The organism is Mycobacterium sp. OAS707 (genome assembly GCF_014873705.1).
In the GTDB taxonomy this organism is placed as follows: Bacteria; Actinomycetota; Actinomycetes; order Mycobacteriales; family Mycobacteriaceae; genus Mycobacterium.
In genome coordinates this window covers 1,848,968-1,864,169 of record NZ_JADBDS010000001.1, presented here as the reverse complement: position 1 = coordinate 1,864,169, position 15,202 = coordinate 1,848,968, and the positions used below count along the sequence as shown (strand labels likewise).

Below are 15,202 nucleotides of genomic sequence, written 5' to 3'. Positions count from 1 at the left end.
GTCACGGATGTACCTCCAGCGTGCAGCATTTGACGGATCCGCCGCCCTTGAGTAGTTCGGACAGGTCGACCCCGATCGGCCGGAATCCGGCCATCCGCAACTGTTCGGCAAAACCAGTTGCCGCCGCGGGCATCACCACGTTGAGCCCATCGGAGACGACGTTGAGGCCGAGCACGTTCGCGTCGGCGTCGGCTACCTCGATCGCATCCGGGAACAGTTCGCGCAGCCTCACCCGTGCCTCGGCGCTGAACGCCGGCGGGTAGTACGCGACCGTGGTGTCGTCGAGCACAGCGAGCGCGGTGTCGAGATGGTAGAACCGCGGATCGACCAACTCGAGGCTCACCACCGGCATCCGGACGTGCGCGGCGATTTCTGCGTGCGCAGCAAGCTCGGTGCGAAATCCATAGCCCGCCAAGATGATTGAGCCGACGACGAGCAGATCGCCCTGGCCCTCGTTGACGTGGCGCGTCTGCGTTGGCCCGAAACCGTGGCGTGTCATCCATTCGGCGTACGCGACCGACTCGCCCGCACGCTGCGGATAGGCGAACCGGGCCACCACCGCCGCGCCACCGACCACCAGGCCGCCGTTGGCGGCGTACACCATGTCGGGCAGGCCGGCGAGGGGTTCGATCAACTCCACGGTGTGGCCGAGTTCCTTGTACGTCTGCCGCAGGCTCTCCCACTGATTCATCGCGACGTGGGTGTCGACGGTCGTCGACGTATCCATCCACGGGTTGATGGCGTACTCGACGGCGAAGAAGGTCGGTGCCGTCATGGCGTAGTGGCGGGGGCGCGCCGTGCGCGTAAACGTCATGATTAGACGGTATAAGGTGGAGATTTTGCAATCAATCGCCGTCTGTTGCGTATAACCCAGCGATCTATTGTGTCAAACTGAAAAATACGGCAGTTTGTTGCGTGGAGGTGGTCATGGAGCGTCTGGACGACACCGACGAGCGCATTCTCGCCGAATTGGCCGAGGATGCGCGGGCGACATACGCCGAGATCGGAGGACGGGTGAACCTGTCCGCGCCCGCCGTGAAACGGCGGGTCGACCGCATGCTCGACACCGGCGTCATCCGCGGGTTCACCACGGTCGTCGACCGCAATGCCCTCGGCTGGAACACCGAGGCTTACGTGCAGGTGTTCCGGCACGGCACCATCGCCCCGGATGAGTTGCGCAAGGCGTGGATCGACATACCCGAAGTCGTGAGCGCCGCGACAGTCACCGGTACCGCCGACGCGATCCTGCACGTGCTCGCCCGCGACATGCGCCACCTCGAGGAGGCGCTGGAACGGATCCGCTCGGCCGCCGACGTCGAGCGCAGCGAGAGCATCGTCGTACTCACCAACATCATCGATCGAATGCGGGGCTAAGACCTCAACCGCAGGGTGGCAGTCACAACCATCAAGTGATCGTGTAAGAACTGCGCATGGCTATCAGTGGGGGCGTCGTCATCGTCGGAGGAGGCCTGGCGGCCGCGCGCACCGCCGAGCAACTGCGTCGCTCGGAGTACACCGGTGCGATCACCATCGTCAGCGACGAAGACCATCTGCCGTACGACCGGCCGCCGCTGTCGAAGGAGGTGCTGCGCGCCGAGACCGACGATGTCACCCTCAAACCCGCCGAGTTCTACGCCGAGCACGACATCACCATGTTGCTCGGTAAGGCCGCTCGATCGGTGGACACCGAGGCGAAGACGGTGACACTGGCCGACGGCAGCTCGATCGGCTATGACGAACTGATCATCGCGACAGGCCTGGTGCCCAAGCGGATTCCGTCGTTCCCCGATCTCCCCGGCATCCACGTGCTGCGGTCGTTCGATGAAAGCCTGAAGCTGCGCAGCGAGGCGGACTCGGCGACCAAGGCCGTCGTCGTCGGCGCCGGGTTCATCGGCTGCGAGGTGGCGGCCAGTCTGCGCAAGCTCGGCGTGGACGTGGTCTTGGTGGAACCGCAACCGACTCCACTCGCCTCGGTGCTCGGCGAGCAGATCGGCGCGTTGGTCACCCGCTTGCACCAGGCCGAGGGCGTCGACGTGCGCTGCGGCATCGGAGTCGCCGAAGTACACGGCACCGACAAGGTCGAGAACGTCAAGCTGAGCGACGGCACCGAACTCGATGCGGACATCGTCGTGGTCGGGATCGGCTCGACACCAGCCACCGGCTGGCTCGAGGGCAGCGGCATCGAGGTCGACAACGGCGTGGTCTGCGACGAAGTCGGCCGTACCGCTACCCCGCACGTGTGGGCGATCGGGGACGTGGCATCGTGGCGCCATCCGGTGGGACACCAAGTGCGCGTGGAACATTGGAGCAATGTCGCTGACCAGGCGCGTGCGCTGGTGCCCGCGATGCTCGGCCAGGACGCACCGGCCACGGTCACCGTGCCGTACTTCTGGAGCGATCAGTACGACGTCAAGATCCAGTGCCTCGGTGAGCCCGAGGCCACCGACACGGTGCACATCGTCGAGGACGACGGCCGCAAGTTCCTGGCGTTCTACGAGCGCGACGGTGTGGTCGCCGGTGTCGTCGGTGGCGGGATGCCGGGCAAGGTGATGAAGGCCCGCAACAAGATCGCCGCGGGCGCACCCATCGCCGACGTCCTCGGCTGAGCAATCACTAGAACTCGCCGAGGTAGAAGCGCGTGCCCTGGTCGTCGGTGCACTGCGCCATCTTCCCGTAAGGCTGCTGTGAGGGCTCTTCGATGATCGTGCCGCCGGCCTGGCGTACCCGGGCCACCGCGGCGTCGATGTCTTCGACCGTCCACATCGGCACGGTCACCGCTGTCGCGCCGCCACCCGCGACACCGGCCATCGGATGGGTCTGCTGCACGCCCCAACCGTCGTCGATGCGGCCCGGTTCGAAGGTCCAGAACAGCACGCCGCTGTAGAACGACCTGAATGCCGCCGAGTCGGGCACTTCGTAAGTGATGTACGAAAGTTCGCCCGGCCCAGCGCCGTTGAGCGCAGGTCGCGGTTCGCCGGCCCTTGGCTGGAACACCGCGAATGCAATACCCTGCGGGTCGGTGGCGTCGAGCACGGTGCCGAAGTCGAACTGTTGCTCCTCACCTACGGCGCCGCCGCCGTCGAGGATCGCCCGGCGCGCGCCCTGCAGATCGGCAACGGCATAGCAGCAGAGCATGCCCTGAGGACTGGCGACGCTGTAGATGCCGATGTGTTGCGTGGTGTTGGTGACCTCGTGGGTCTGCGGGTCGTATATCCACCCGAGCACGTGGCCGTAGAACGCCGCCGCCCGGTCGGCGTCCGGCGTCCAGACCGAGACATAGCCGACGTCGCCGTGCTGGATCGGAATGGCCGCGCCGGTCACCGGTCCGCTGAGCATCCAGCGATGACCAAACGGGTCGATGATCGTGGCATTGCGGCCGCCGTAGTTCTCGTACGCTTCCCGTTGCACCTGCGCACCCCGCTCCCTGGCGCGTTCCAGCGTGGCATCGGTATCGGATACGTGGAGCATCAAGCTGACCGAAGTCGCTTGTGGTGCAGGTGCTTTCACCCCGAGGGCCGGATACTCGTCGGACAGGTACAGCACGCCTCCGCCAATTGCGAGTTCGGCGTGGCCGATGCGACCGTCGTCCATCTCGTACGGCTCGCCCACCACTGCGGCGCCGAATGTGTCGACGTACCAGGCAATGGCATCGCGCGCGTTGGCAACGGCCAGGTACGGCAGCGCCGCCGCACGTGGGGGTGGCGCAACGGTTGGCTCGTTGAGCTCGGCAAGGGCGGTGTCGGTGCCACTCATGAGGACTCCTTGGGTTCTGTTGGGTTGGGACCCGAAAAAGGTCACAGCGGATTCCAGGCGGGCACGAAGGCGGGCCGCGAACTCCGGATCGGGTTGGACGGGAAGCTCGTCGCCATGAAGCACGGTCAGCGGATCTGTGTTGTTGTTCATGGCTTCCCTCCTTCCGGCTCCGGATAGTGAGATCGGAAGGCGCGCCTGGCCCGCACCAAGAGCGCCTCCGTCGCGTGGACGGTGCGGCCGATCAACTCGGCGCACTCCGGCACCGAGCAGTCGTCCATGTAGCGCAGCGCCAGCACCGTGCGATGCTGCTCAGGCAGTCTGGCGAGCACGCTTTCGGCGACTATGCGATCCAGCGCCGCATCCCAACCGTCGGCGGGATCCACCGCTTCTGGAAGTTCGGCCACCGGCACGCTGAACCGGTCGTGCCGACGCCGGTAGTGGTCGGCGAGTTTGTGGCGCGCCACCCCCAGCAGCCACGGGATCGTCATCGGGGGAGGCGTTTCCTTGCGGGCAGCATCCATCGCCGCCAGAAAGGTGTCCGAGGTCAGATCCTCGGCGGTTCCGCGGTCGCCGCAGCGCCGGACGAAGTACCCGTATACGACCGGGAGGGCATCGTCGTACAGCGCCAGCAGGGTCTGCGGAGCGTCGTTGCCGTTCGGTTCGGCGCTCACACCCTTATCGTCGCCGCCGCGGCGCCAACTCCGACGCCTCAATCACGAATTTTTCGGGCGCCGTTTCACATCCAGTGCGGCTAGCCCATCGCTGACGGTGTCGAACGCGGCGCCAAGCGCCTGAGCGAGGGACACCGACTCGTCGGCCAGCCAGTTCTCGTAGGCCGACAGCGCGACGCCGAGCATGGTCCACGCGACCGTCTGCGGCACGATGTCTTCGACCTTCACCCCGAGCCGTTGCGCCACGAAAGCGGCGACGACCGCGCGCCAGCCGGCGTACATGGTCATCGAATAAGCCTGCAGTGCAGCGGTTTCCAGGATCACCCGCATGCGTTGCCGGTGCCGTGCGGTCTCCTGGTCGTCGAAGCTGTTGAACGCCAACAACGCTGTGCGCAGCGCCTCTTTGACGGGTACGTCGGGTTCCAGCTCATTGAGCAGATCGCGCATGTGGTCGAGGTGTGCGTCGAAATCGCCCCACGGCAGCGCGTTCTTGGACGGGTAGTAGCGAAACAGCGTGCGACGGGCGATGCCAACGGCTTCGGCGACGTCATCGACGCTGACCTCGTCGAAGCCGCGCGCCGCGAACAGGTCGATCGCGACGTTGGAGATGTGGTCGGTGGTCGTGGAGCGTCGCCGGCCCACCCGGTGCTGGGATACCGGCCGCATCACCACCCCTTCCATTTCGGCACTGGATGCCATATTATTGCGACCTCGGTCACACTGTCGAGACCCAACCATACGAAAGGTGCTGCTCATGGAGCCGAACCAGCAGGTCGAAGCCGAAGAACTCGTCACCGAGACGCTGGTCGAAGAGGTGTCGATCGACGGGATGTGCGGGGTCTACTGACCGTGTCGTCGCCTGTCGTGGCGTTCGATCCGGATGTCAGCTGGCGGCTGCATCGCCAAGTGGCGGTGCGGCCGGAGCCGTTCGGTGCGCTGCTCTATCACTTCGGCACCCGCAAGCTGTCGTTCCTGAAAAACCGGACGATCGTCGAGGTGGTCAACTCGATTGGCGACCACCCCGACGCTCGCTCGGCTTGCCGAGCCGCGGGGATCGACGACGCGCAACAGGCGCCGTATCTGCACGCACTCGGCGTGCTCGCCCAGTCCAACATGCTCGTGACGGGAGAAGCATGACGTCTTTGGCTCCGGTACCTCGGCTCGTCGAACAGTTCGAGCACGGACTCGACGCGCCGATCTGCCTGACGTGGGAGCTCACCTACGCCTGCAACCTGTCATGTGTGCACTGCCTGTCGTCGTCGGGCAAGCGCGACCCTCGCGAGCTGACGACGCAGCAGTGCAAGGACATCATCGACGAGCTCGAGCGCATGCAGGTGTTCTATGTGAACATCGGCGGCGGCGAACCGACTGTGCGGCCTGATTTTTGGGAACTCGTCGACTACGCGACGGCACATCACGTCGGGGTGAAGTTCTCCACGAACGGTGTGCGCATCACCCCTGAGGTCGCAAACCGGCTGGCGGCAAGCGATTACGTCGATGTGCAGATCTCGCTCGATGGTGCGACCGCCGAGGTCAACGACGCCGTACGCGGGGCAGGCTCGTTCGCGATGGCGACGCGGGCGTTGGAGAACCTGGCTGCGGCCGGCTTCAAGGATGCCAAGATCTCGGTCGTGGTGACGCGCCACAACGTCGACCAGCTGGACGAATTCGCCGCTCTCGCAGCGCGTTACGGTGCGACCCTGCGGATCACCCGGCTGCGTCCGTCCGGCCGCGGCGCTGACGTATGGGACGAACTGCATCCGACTGCCGAACAGCAGGTCCAGCTCTACGACTGGCTGGTGGCCAAGGGCGACCGGGTGCTCACCGGCGACTCCTTCTTCCACCTGTCGGGCCTTGGCGAGCCGGGCGCGCTGGCCGGGCTCAACCTGTGCGGCGCCGGCCGCGTGGTGTGCCTGATCGACCCGGTCGGTGACGTCTACGCCTGCCCGTTCGCCATCCACGACCGCTTCCTTGCCGGAAACATCTTGTCCGATGGCGGTTTTGACAACGTGTGGAAGAACGCGCCGCTGTTTCGGGAGCTGCGGGAACCGCAGTCGGCCGGGGCGTGCGGCAGCTGCGGGCACTACGACAGCTGCCGCGGCGGCTGCATGGCCGCGAAGTTCTTCACGGGCCTGCCGCTCGACGGGCCCGACCCCGAATGCGTTGAGGGCTACGGCGCTCCGGCGCTGGCGCGGGACCGGGTGAAGCCGAAGTCGAGCGTCGACCATTCCCGCGCTGCTCCCGTGATGCTGAAACTGCTCACCAAACCGCCCGCGAGGCCCTGCAATGAAAGTCCGGTATAGGTCATGGCTCGCGACAAATGGTTCGAAACCGTCGCCATCGCGCAGGAGCGCGCGAAGAAGCGGCTGCCCAAGTCCGTCTATGGTGCGTTGGTTGCGGGCAGCGAGAAGGGGATGACGGTCAGCGGCAACGTCGAGGCTTTTGGCGAGCTCGGCTTCGCCCCGCACGTCATCGGCGCAATCGAGAAGCGTGATCTCGCGACGACCGTTATGGGACAAGAGATCTCGTTGCCAGTCCTGATTTCACCTACCGGTGTGCAGACCGTACATCCCGACGGTGAGGTCGCGGTTGCGAGGGCGGCAGCCGCCCGCGGCACCGCGATGGGCCTTTCGTCGTTTGCGAGCAAGCCGATCGAAGAGGTCATTGCCGCCAACCCCAAGTTGTTCTTTCAGGTGTACTGGCTCGGCGGACGTGACGCGATCGCTGCGCGGGTGCAACGGGCACGGGAGGCGGGGGCCGTCGGGCTCATCGTCACCACCGATTGGAGCTTCTCGCACGGTCGCGACTGGGGCAGCCCGAAGATCCCCGAGAAGATGAGCCTTGGCACGATCGTCTCGATGCTGCCAGAGCTCGTGAGACGGCCGCGCTATTCGATGCAATGGGCCAGGAACGTCCGGCCGCCCGACCTTTGTGTGCCGAACCAGGCGGCGCGCGGTGAAACTGGCCCGCCGTTCTTCCAGGCATACGGCGAATGGATGGGCACGCCTCCACCCACGTGGGAGGACATCGCCTGGCTGCGCGAGCTGTGGGGCGGGCCGTTCATGCTCAAGGGCGTTATGCGCGTCGATGACGCGAAACGTGCTGTGGATGCCGGTGTTTCGGCAATCTCGGTATCCAACCACGGCGGCAACAACCTGGACGGCACACCGGCGTCAATAAGGGCGCTGCCCGTGATCGCCGATGCCGTCGGCGACCAGGTCGAGGTGTTGTTGGACGGCGGCATCCGGCGCGGCAGCGACGTGGTGAAGGCGCTCGCGCTCGGCGCGCGCGCGGTGATGATCGGCCGGGCCTACCTCTGGGGCCTGGCGGCCAACGGTCAAGCTGGGGTCGAGAACGTACTCGACGTCCTGCGCGGCGGCATCGACTCGGCATTGATGGGCCTCGGCCGCGCGTCGGTCCATGATCTTGTTGCCGGCGACGTGCTCGTCCCACCGGGCTTCACCCGCGCGCTCGGGGTGCCCCCAGGCGCCGATTCCTGACGGGCAAACCGGGCGGGGCCGAAGATCCTGGTACAGACGTGGCGGAGGGGGCTGGCGTGGCTGCGCTGAGGCGGCCGAGGAAAATTCAGGGAAATCAATTGCTGCGCATGCGCCAACAATTGGCGCACGCCAGGTGAATTCGGCCTACCATCGGCGGGTGGCTTTCCCTGCCGACCTCGCGAACTCAACGTCGAGACAGCTTCAGAGCACGTCGCCAGCGTTGATTATCCCGGTAGGGTCGGTCGAACAGCACGGACCGCATCTGCCGCTGGATACCGATACCCGGATCGCCACCGCCGTCGCTTCATCGGTTGCTGAGCGGCTGGCAGAGGCAAATGAATCCAACTGGGCCCTGGCGCCCGCGATCGGTTACGGCGCCAGCGGCGAGCACGAGGGCTTCCCCGGCACGGTGTCGATCGGCACGTCAGCGCTGCGGCTGTTGCTCGTGGAGTTCGGCCGGTCAGCCTCGCGATGGGCATCGCGATTGGTATTCGTCAATGGACACGGCGGAAACGTCGAGGCGCTCGCGGCCGCGGTGGCTTTGCTTCGCTACGAGGGCCGCGACGCGGGTTGGGTTTCGTGCACGGCGAATGACGCCGACGCCCACGCCGGCCACACCGAAACGTCTGTATTGCTACATATTTCGCCGAAAGACGTCTGGACCGATGAACTGCTCCCCGGCAACAGTGCGCCGCTGTCCCAGTTGATGCCACAGTTGCGTCAGGGCGGCGTGGCCGCCGTCAGCGAACTCGGCGTACTCGGCGATCCGACGACGGCAACGGCCCAAGACGGGGAGCGGATCTACCTGGCGATGATCGAGGATTGTTTGCGGCGTATCGTCGCCTGGACGCCCAACCGCGACGGGATGCTGACATGACGGGACCGCGGCTGCCCGACGGCTTCGCCGTTCAGGTCGATCGCCGGGTGAAGGTGCTCGGAGAGGGGTCCGCCCTGCTCGGCGGTTCGCCGACCCGGCTGCTGCGGCTGGCGCCCGCCGCGCAGACCATGCTCAACGGCGGCAGGCTCGAGGTGCACGACGCGGTCAGCGCACAGCTCGCGCGCACCCTGCTTGACGCGACGGTAGCCCATCCGCGACCCGCCAGTGGACCGTCCCATCGCGATGTCACGGTCGTTATTCCGGTGCGGGACAACTTCTCTGGCCTTCTTCGTCTGATCGGCACACTGCGCGGCATGCGCGTCGTGGTAGTCGACGACGGGTCGGCCACACCCGTGCAGCAGAGCGACTTCGCCGACATGCACTGCGACATTCAAGTGCTGCGCCACCCGCGCAGCAAGGGGCCTGCCGCTGCGCGCAACACCGGGCTGGCGGCGTGCAACACCGACTTCGTGGCCTTTCTGGATTCCGACGTCGTGCCGAGGCGCGGGTGGCTCGAGGCGCTGCTCGGACACTTCTGCGATCCTGCCGTCGCGTTGGTCGCCCCGCGCATCGTCGGGTTGCGCCAGGCCGACAACCTGGTGGCGCGCTACGAGGCGGTGCGTTCGTCTCTGGACCTCGGGCTACGCGAGGCCCCGGTCGTGCCGTACGGCACGGTGTCTTACGTCCCCAGCGCGGCCATCATCTGCCGCCGTGCCGTGATCAAGGACCTGGGCGGCTTCGACGAGACGCTGAAGTCCGGTGAGGACGTCGACCTGTGTTGGCGCTTCATCGAGGCGGGTGCGCGACTGCGGTACGAACCCATCGCGCTTGTCGCCCACGACCATCGCACCCAAATGCGAGAGTGGTTCGCGCGCAAGTCTTTTTACGGTGAATCGGCCGCTCCCTTGTCGATCCGGCATCCCGGCAAGACCGCGCCTCTGGTGATCTCCGGATGGACGTTGGTGGTGTGGATCCTGCTCGCAATGGGTTCGGGAATCGGCTACCTGGCGTCGATGATCGTCGCGGCCATCACCGGCCGGCGCATCGCCAATTCGCTGAGCACGGTCGAGACCGAACCCAAGGAGGTGGCGGTCGTCGCCGCGCACGGCCTGTGGTCGGCGGCCCTGCAACTGGCCTCCGCGATCTGTCGGCACTACTGGCCCGTCGCCCTGATCGCCGCCCTGTTGTCCAGGCGCTGTCGCCAGGTGGTGCTCGTGGCAGCCGTGGTCGACGGGGTGGTGGACTGGATCACCCGCAACGGCAACGTCGACGACGACACCAAGCGAGTCGGGTTGCTGACCTACATACTGCTGAAGCGGCTCGACGACATCGCGTACGGTGCCGGCCTATGGACCGGGGTGGTGCGCGAACGGCACGCCGGCGCGCTCAAACCCCAGATCCGGACCTGATACGACCTTGCATAGCGACGTGCTGATCGTCGGTGCGGGCAGCGCTGGGTCCGTTCTGGCCGAACGCCTTTCCGCCGATCCGCAGTGCCAAGTGACGGTGGTGGAGGCCGGGCCAACCCCGTCGGATCCTCGGGTGCTCGCGCAAATCACCGACGGGCTGAGGTTGCCGATCGGGACCGCAAGCTCGGTGGTGCGGCGCTACCCGACGACGCTGACCGACGAGCCCAAACGGCACGCACAGATAATGCGTGGCGCCGTGGTCGGCGGGTCGGGCGCCGTGAACGGCGGCTACTTCTGTCGCGGGCTGCCAACGGATTTCAACGGCTGGGGTCTGCCGGGCTGGAAATGGGAAGATGTCCTGCCGCATTTTCGGGCGATCGAAACCGATCTCGACTTCGATACCCCCGTGCACGGATCAGACGGGCCTATTCTGGTTCGCCGGGTGTCCGAATTCGACGGCTGCACAGCGTCTTTCGTGCAGGCCTCAGGGCAGGCCGGCTACCGGTGGATCGATGACCTCAACGGCGCCACCTCAGATGGAGCGTTACCGCCGGGAGTCGGCGCGGTGCCACTGAACATCAACGGCGGAACAAGGGTGGGGCCCGGCGGGGCGTATCTGAAGCCCGCAGTCGGCCGGACCAACCTCACGCTGCTGACGAACACCAGGGTCACCCGAGTGCGGTTTGCCGGTGACACGGCCATCGGTGTCGAATGCGTCGGGCCGGACGGTGTTTCGGTTCTCAGTGCGGATCGAATCGTGTTGTCTGCCGGCGCAATAGGATCGGCGCATCTGATGATGCTGTCCGGCATCGGCCCGCAGGGTGCACTACGGGCGGCAGGCGTACCGGTGCTCGCTGACCTGCCTGTCGGCGCGGCCTGTGTTGACCATCCCGAATGGGTGTTGCCGGTCAACTGGACGGAAACCCACGGACTGCCTCCGCTCGAGGCGGTGCTGACGACCGACGAGCTCGAGATCCGGCCGTACACAGCAGGATTCGGTGCAATGGTCAGCGGCCGGCGCGACGATCCCGGCGACCATCCCCACATCGGGGTCGCGCTGATGCGGCCCGAGTCCCGCGGCAGCGTGACGCTCGCGTCTGCTGACCCTGACGTCGGTCCGATCATCGAACACCACTACGACGCTTCGCCGGCCGATGTCGCCAAGCTGACCGATGGCGCCGAGTTGGCGCGCGAATTGGTCGGCGAGACAGCGCAAGTGGGTCCCGTTTCGTGGTCAACCTCGCAGCACCTTGCGAGGACGGCCCCGATGGGCGTCAACTCCGACGCGGTCGTCGACACTCAGTGTCGAGTCCACGGGGTCGAGCAGCTATGGGTCGTCGACGGCTCGGTGCTTCCCGCCATCACCAGCAGGGGACCGCACGCCACCATCGTGATGATCGGTCACCGGGCCGCTGACTTCGTCGTCGTTGCGTAGGAATCCGAACTGTTTTCCGTTGCGGCCGGGCGCCCACACCGCGACGAATGCCGACGCAACCATCACGGTGGCGGCGATGACCAACAGCGATAAGTCCATCGACTGGATGAACGCAGACTCGGCGAGGTCGGCCAGTCTCGTTCCCTGCGGCCCCATCTGGTCGGCGACCGCCAGCGCATGGGCGAGCGAATCGAGGGCCGATTCGCGGACCTGGTCGGGCAAGCCGGCCAGGGCTGGTCGGAGCACATCGTTGTACTGGGCGGCGAGGACCGATCCGGCGACGGCGATCCCGACCGCGGCGCCGACTTCACGCGTGGTGTCGTTGACCGCAGAAGCGACGCCCTGCTTCTCGTCGGGAACCGCGTTCATGATCGCCGAAGTCGTTGGCGCGACGCATAAGCCGATGCCTGTGCTCACGATCAGGAACGGCCAGACCATGTCGATGTATGCCGACCCTGCGTCGAGGTAGCGCATGCAGAACAGGCCTGCGCCGATCAGAAACAGACCGAGCGCGACTGCTGTTCGCAGTCCGATCTTCGGTAGGTACAGATGCAGTGTCGCGCCGAGAACCATGATGGGTACCGCCAACGGGGTGAGCGCGAAGGCAGTCTGCAGCGGGCTGTAGCCGAGGATCAACTGCATGTATTGCATTGAGACGAAAAAGAATCCGAAATTCGCGAAGAACAGGCAGGTGATGCCTACCGCGCCGGTCGCGAAGTCGGGCCTACCGAAAAGGCGGATGTCGAGCAGAGGATGTTCACGCCTCAGTTCGACCACCGCGAACACCACAGCCAGCACGACGCCGAGCGACATGCAGCCCCACACGACGGGGTGCGTCCAGCCGCGTACCGGTGCCTCAACGACTCCGAACACGAACACCGCCACCGCGCCGCCGATCAGCACCGCCCCGAGCCAGTCCAGTGGGGTAGCGGTCTCGTCACGCGATGAGGAGATCGTGCAGGTGGCGATGAATAGTACGAGGGCCGAGGCGGCGAACCCGTAGAAGATGGACGGCCAGGAGAAGTACTTGAGTAGAAGGCCGGCGCCCATGAACCCGACTACCGCTCCTGAGCTTGCGACGCCTGCCCAGATGCCAACGGCCTTGTTGCGCTCGGAGCGCGGGAACGCAGCGGTCAGCAGCGACAGTGTCGCGGGCATGATGAACGCGGCGCCCAGCCCTGCGGCCGCGCGCGCGACGATGATCTGAACCGGGCTGTCGAAGACGGTCGGTGAAACGGAAGCGACGGCGAAGATCGCGAGTCCGACGAGCAGTGCGCCGCGGCGGCCGTACCGATCGCCGATCGCTCCTGCAGGCAGCAACAGGCACGCCAGCACCAGGGTGTAACCGTCGACGATCCATGTCAGCTGTGTCTGTGTCGCGGCGGTTTGTACCGCCATGTCGGGCAGCGCCGCATTCAGCGCCACCATGGACGAGATCACCAGCAGCACGTCGAGCGCGGCGACCGTCAACAACCAGAACCGGGCGCGGTTCGAGAGGGAGGCGACGCCACCGTCGATATCCTGATCGGATCGAGCGAGGGTGTCGACCATCAGCGGCGTTCTCCTTAAGTGGATAGTTTCGAGACTAACAGTCTCGTAGCGAGACCGATAGTCTTGTTCCCACGTGGGAGGTGGTGTAAACGGATGGCGGCCATCGGGAGTGATCCCCGACCGGCCCGGTCGCGGGCGCGATTGCTCGATGCCGCGACCGCGCTGTTGCGGTCGGGCGGCCCCAGCGCGGTCACGATCGACGCAGTCACCCGCAGCGCCAACGTCGCACGGGCCACGCTGTATCGCCACTTTCCGAGCGCCAACGACCTACTAGCCGCGGCATTCGCGAGCCTGTTGCAACCCGCGCCGATGCCGCCAGTAGAAGGCACGACGCGCGATCAGTTGATCGCTGTGGTGGTGGGGTGGGCCGAGGCGATCGCCGAGGCGCCAACCACGCTCGCCGCGATGACCTGGTTGGCGTCAGGGCCGGCAGCGGGGAATTATTCCGATGTGCGCCAACCGGATTCGGATGCGGTCGGCACTTTGCGGACCAAGATCATCCAGTTCTACTCGGCGCCGTTCGACGCCATCTTCGACAGCCCGCGGGCTGTGGCGGAGCTCGGCGAGGTCGACCGCGTCCAGGCAATCGCATTGCTGATCGGACCGTTGATCCTCGGAAGGCTCTCCACCGTAGCCGATTTCGACTACCGCGGATGCGCCGAGATCGCCGTCGACGGGTTCTTGGCCACCCACGCCAAGAAGCGGCGCAAGATCACCTGAGCGAGTAGCGGATCGGCAGGTGCTTGAGACCGCCGACGAATGTGGTGGCCGTCAGCTCCGGCTCACCAGCCAGTTCGATCGATTCCAGCCGTGGGATCAGTTCGGTGAAGAGGCTGTTCATCTCCATCCGGGCCAGCGCGGCGCCGAGGCAGAAGTGCACACCGTATCCGAACGCGACGTGGCGGTTCGGATCGCGGCCGACGTCGAAGCGGAACGGTTCGTCGAACACCTCTTCATCCCGGTTACCTGAAACGTATGCGAGGTAGACGGATTTGCCCTTGGCGATCGGCACGCCGCGAACGACGGTGTCCTCGGCAGCGGTGCGCATGAACTCCTTGACCGGTGTGGCCCACCGGATCATCTCCTCGACCGCCGTCGGCATCAGATCCATGTTCTGGCGCAGTCGATCCAGTTCGCCCGGGTTCTCGATCAATGCCAGCAGGCCACCGGAGATCGCGTCCTTGGTCGTGTCGTGGCCGGCACTGGCAATGATCACGTAGTAGGACAGGGTGTCCATGTCCGACATGTATTCACCGTCGATGCGGCCGTTGGCAATTGCCGATGCCAGGTCCTCGGTCGGGGTGGCGCGACGGGAGGCCGTCAACGCCGAGAAGTAGTTGAAGAAGTCGGCCAGCACCGCCAGCAGATCCTCGGTCGAATCCCCGCGCCGGTGTTCCTCGTCCTCGCCGCCGAACATCTCCTGCGTCAGCTTCATCATGCGAGGGAAGTCCTCCTCGGGCAGGCCGAGGAGCGAAAGGATCACGTAGAGAGGAAAGTTCACCGCCACTGCTTCGACGAAGTCGCACTCGGGGCCGATGTCGCGCATCATATCGACGTAGCGCTTCGCCAGTTCGTCGACGCGCACCTTGAGATCGCGCATGGCCTTCGGTCGGAACCAATCCGCGCCGATCGCCCGTACTTTGCGGTGGTGGGGATCGTCCATGTGGATCAGCGTGCGGATGCCCAACCCGGCCTCCTGCTGAGCCTTCAACACGTCGTCGACCTCGGCGGTGGCCAGCAGGGGTCGCGGCTCGGACAGGAACAGGTTGTTGTCCCGTTCGATGGCCATGATGTCGGCGTGCTTGGTGATCGCCCAGAACGGCCGGTAGGGCGGGTTGTCCACCCAGGCGACGGGGTTGTTCGCCCGCAGATGGGTCAGCGCCGCGTGCAGTCGTTCGTCGTCGGCATAGGCGGTGGGATCGGCCAGGACTTTGGCGGCGTCGTCCATCGTCGGCGTGCTCAATTCGGGCTCCTCACCTCCGGTATTCCCGGACTTGACGGGTGTC

Annotated in this window: 16 protein-coding genes; 10 read left to right on the top strand and 6 right to left on the bottom strand. The window is 65.8% G+C overall.

Annotation, left to right across the window (positions count from 1 at the left end; all coding sequences use genetic code 11):
- Nucleotide 1 precedes the first annotated feature (1 nt).
- Nucleotides 2-814: a dimethylargininase gene (gene ddaH / locus GGC64_RS09325; RefSeq protein WP_192722088.1), complete on the bottom strand. Its 813-nt coding sequence runs from the start codon at nt 812-814 to the stop codon at nt 2-4.
- A gap of 113 nt (nt 815-927) precedes the next feature.
- On the opposite strand from ddaH, the gene GGC64_RS09320 reads away from it, so the two are divergent.
- Together GGC64_RS09320 and GGC64_RS09315 are read left to right on the top strand one after the other, a co-directional pair.
- Complete coding sequence (locus tag GGC64_RS09320) at nt 928-1,374, top strand: Lrp/AsnC family transcriptional regulator (protein ID WP_192722087.1); 447 nt, start codon at nt 928-930, stop codon at nt 1,372-1,374.
- Between the two features lie 56 nt (nt 1,375-1,430).
- Nucleotides 1,431-2,606, top strand: a complete 1,176-nt coding sequence (locus GGC64_RS09315; protein WP_192722086.1) for an NAD(P)/FAD-dependent oxidoreductase — start codon at nt 1,431-1,433, stop codon at nt 2,604-2,606.
- Nucleotides 2,607-2,613: 7 nt separating this feature from the next.
- On the opposite strand, the gene GGC64_RS09310 is transcribed toward GGC64_RS09315, so the two are convergent.
- The 3 genes from GGC64_RS09310 to mftR are packed head-to-tail and all read right to left on the bottom strand — an operon-like array spanning nt 2,614 to nt 5,090.
- Nucleotides 2,614-3,903, bottom strand: coding sequence for a VOC family protein (locus GGC64_RS09310; RefSeq protein WP_192722085.1), 1,290 nt, complete (start codon nt 3,901-3,903; stop codon nt 2,614-2,616).
- Nucleotides 3,900-4,424, bottom strand: a complete 525-nt coding sequence (locus GGC64_RS09305; RefSeq protein WP_192722084.1) for a sigma-70 family RNA polymerase sigma factor — start codon at nt 4,422-4,424, stop codon at nt 3,900-3,902. Before GGC64_RS09305 ends, GGC64_RS09310 begins: the two co-directional genes overlap by 4 nt.
- A 42-nt stretch (nt 4,425-4,466) precedes the next feature.
- Nucleotides 4,467-5,090, bottom strand: coding sequence for a mycofactocin system transcriptional regulator (gene mftR / locus GGC64_RS09300; RefSeq protein ID WP_192722476.1), 624 nt, complete (start codon nt 5,088-5,090; stop codon nt 4,467-4,469).
- An 88-nt stretch (nt 5,091-5,178) separates the two neighbouring features.
- On the opposite strand from mftR, the gene mftA reads away from it, so the two are divergent.
- The 7 genes from mftA to mftG all read left to right on the top strand — a co-directional run bounded on the left by mftA (nt 5,179) and on the right by mftG (nt 11,645).
- Nucleotides 5,179-5,271: a mycofactocin precursor MftA gene (gene mftA, locus GGC64_RS09295; protein ID WP_192722083.1), complete on the top strand. Its 93-nt coding sequence runs from the start codon at nt 5,179-5,181 to the stop codon at nt 5,269-5,271.
- The gene (gene mftB, locus GGC64_RS09290) at nt 5,256-5,561 is read left to right on the top strand and encodes a mycofactocin biosynthesis chaperone MftB (protein WP_370582034.1); all 306 of its coding nucleotides are present in this window, start codon (nt 5,256-5,258) and stop codon (nt 5,559-5,561) included. Before mftA ends, mftB begins: the two co-directional genes overlap by 16 nt.
- Nucleotides 5,558-6,727 (top strand): mycofactocin radical SAM maturase, encoded by a 1,170-nt coding sequence (gene mftC, locus GGC64_RS09285; RefSeq protein ID WP_192722081.1) that lies wholly within the window; start codon nt 5,558-5,560, stop codon nt 6,725-6,727. Before mftB ends, mftC begins: the two co-directional genes overlap by 4 nt.
- Before the next feature lie 3 nt (nt 6,728-6,730).
- Nucleotides 6,731-7,924, top strand: coding sequence for a pre-mycofactocin synthase MftD (mftD, locus tag GGC64_RS09280; protein WP_192722080.1), 1,194 nt, complete (start codon nt 6,731-6,733; stop codon nt 7,922-7,924).
- Nucleotides 7,925-8,057: 133 nt separating this feature from the next.
- Entirely contained in the window at nt 8,058-8,801 is a 744-nt protein-coding gene (mftE, locus tag GGC64_RS09275) for a mycofactocin biosynthesis peptidyl-dipeptidase MftE (protein WP_192722079.1), read from the top strand.
- A complete protein-coding gene (gene mftF / locus GGC64_RS09270) occupies nt 8,798-10,210 on the top strand; it encodes a mycofactocin biosynthesis glycosyltransferase MftF (RefSeq protein ID WP_192722078.1) in 1,413 nt (470 codons plus the stop codon). Before mftE ends, mftF begins: the two co-directional genes overlap by 4 nt.
- 7 nt (nt 10,211-10,217) lie before the next feature.
- Nucleotides 10,218-11,645, top strand: a complete 1,428-nt coding sequence (gene mftG, locus GGC64_RS09265; RefSeq protein WP_192722077.1) for a mycofactocin system GMC family oxidoreductase MftG — start codon at nt 10,218-10,220, stop codon at nt 11,643-11,645.
- On the opposite strand, the gene GGC64_RS09260 is transcribed toward mftG, so the two are convergent.
- Complete coding sequence (locus GGC64_RS09260; protein ID WP_192722076.1) at nt 11,538-13,196, bottom strand: MFS transporter; 1,659 nt, start codon at nt 13,194-13,196, stop codon at nt 11,538-11,540. The two genes, mftG and GGC64_RS09260, sit on opposite strands and share 108 nt — an antisense overlap.
- A 93-nt stretch (nt 13,197-13,289) precedes the next feature.
- Here GGC64_RS09260 and GGC64_RS09255 point away from each other — a divergent pair, with 93 nt between their 5' ends.
- Nucleotides 13,290-13,916: a TetR/AcrR family transcriptional regulator gene (locus GGC64_RS09255; RefSeq protein WP_192722075.1), complete on the top strand. Its 627-nt coding sequence runs from the start codon at nt 13,290-13,292 to the stop codon at nt 13,914-13,916.
- Here GGC64_RS09255 and GGC64_RS09250 read toward each other — a convergent pair.
- Entirely contained in the window at nt 13,909-15,144 is a 1,236-nt protein-coding gene (locus GGC64_RS09250; protein ID WP_192722475.1) for a cytochrome P450, read from the bottom strand. The genes GGC64_RS09255 and GGC64_RS09250 overlap by 8 nt on opposite strands.
- Nucleotides 15,145-15,202 lie beyond the last annotated feature (58 nt).